Origin of the sequence: Rhizobium sp. PP-F2F-G48 (genome assembly GCF_004342335.1) — a bacterium.
Taxonomy (GTDB): Bacteria; Pseudomonadota; Alphaproteobacteria; order Rhizobiales; family Rhizobiaceae; genus Ferranicluibacter.
Genome location: NZ_SLVH01000032.1, coordinates 1 through 1,515, shown reverse-complemented (window position 1 = coordinate 1,515; position 1,515 = coordinate 1). Strand labels below are relative to the sequence as shown.

The following is a 1,515-nucleotide window of genomic DNA, read 5'->3' as shown; positions in this document are numbered from 1 at the left end:
ACCTCAATAGGGGAAATGATTGTAGCGCATGACATAAGGCATGGACATAAAGCCAATCACCAAATCAGGGCAGACGGCCTTCGGCGGAGGCATACACAGCGGCACTGGATGGCGCTCGAAATAAGCGGGTGTCGCGACAACAGCCATGCGAAGTTCCGGACTGACCGGAACCGCGATCATGTTCGGGGCTACCTCGCCCCCGTGACGGATTCCAGCGTCACAACGTTCGGTGATGATATCGGTCAGTCCGTAATCGAGAACGACTTCGACCTGAACATCGGGGTGCTTCGGCAGAAAATCCCGAAGGACCGGCCAAAGAACGGTATCCGCGGCAAAGGTCGTGGCGGTGATACGGAACGATCCCTTCGGTTTCTCTCGAAATTCCGCGATTTGGTTGAGGCCTTCTTCGATCTCCTCGAAGCGTGGCCTGATCGTTTCCAGGAGCTGCTCTCCGGCGGCCGTCGGCGCAACGCTCCTGGTTGATCTTGTGAGCAGGCGCACGCCGAGCCTGGTTTCAAGGCCCCGGATCGTGTGGCTCAGTGCCGACTGACTGACTCCGAGCTGGGCGGCGGCCCTTGTGAAGCTTCGTTCACGGGCAACCGCAATGAACGCCAAAAGGTCGGTTACACTGGCGCGCAGCATCGATGTCCTATCCATTCCTGCCCTGACATTGCGGTCATCGGTAAATTTGAACAAGAAACCACCGAGCCTAATAAAGCCCCATCTTATCCCAAAACTTGGAATTGTCGGTATCGCCGAATGGCTGTGACATTAATTTTCGTCTTTGGCAGCGACAGGCTGAGATAATTGTCCTTCTCGGCATCGTAGCGAGGCCAGACGGCTTGCCCAATTACCCCGTCATGTTCTGGATTGGAGAAATCTTAGGTGATCGACAGCGGTATGACTCGCGGCAGAGAGGCCCTCGCCAACCTTTTGGACGTTGTCTTCCGTGGCCGACCAGACGGTGGCCGCGCCTGTTCGGCGAATGCCTTTGCAGTGGCAAATCCAAGGCCGAGGGCTGCTCCGGCGACAAGGGCGACCTGCCCTGAAATAAAGGATATATGGTGTCCCTGTTCAGTAGTTTTTCGAAGGTCTTGAAGGGCCAATCAGCGCCGCGACAGTTGCGGCAAAAAGGATCGCTGCGCTGAAGACGTCGCTTCGCTGGTGAGTTCGATCGGCGACCAGGAACGTTGTCGGAAAGCGCAGCTCTGCTAGTCGTTGCCACAGCATTGCCGACCACGACCTCGCGTCAGCGACAGAAGCAGTGCGCCTGGAGCCGCACTACTAGTGAGTATCTCCTGATTCAGTCGGTTACCTAAATTTCGCGCTCGCAATACTGCCTAGGCTCAGGACTCATAAAAGTCAGAGCCAGAAGATAACAGCGGCCGCGATGCAGATGCTCGAGAAGAAGGTATGTGCACAGCGGTCGTAGCGGGTGTGAATGCGCCGCCAGTCCTTGAGCCTGCCGAACATGTTCTCGATTTTGTGGCGCTTCCTGTAGAGAAAAGGATCGTG

At 56.4% G+C, this 1,515-nt stretch carries 1 protein-coding gene and 1 pseudogene; both read right to left on the bottom strand.

Annotation, left to right across the window (positions count from 1 at the left end; translation table 11 throughout):
• Window positions 1-96: 96 nt before the first annotated feature.
• Window positions 97-642: pseudogene (locus tag C8J36_RS24680) on the bottom strand (LysR family transcriptional regulator); the annotation flags it as partial.
• Between the two features lie 720 nt (window positions 643-1,362).
• Window positions 1,363-1,515 (bottom strand): transposase (locus C8J36_RS24670; RefSeq protein WP_132537891.1); only part of this gene is annotated, 153 nt, incomplete at its 5' end.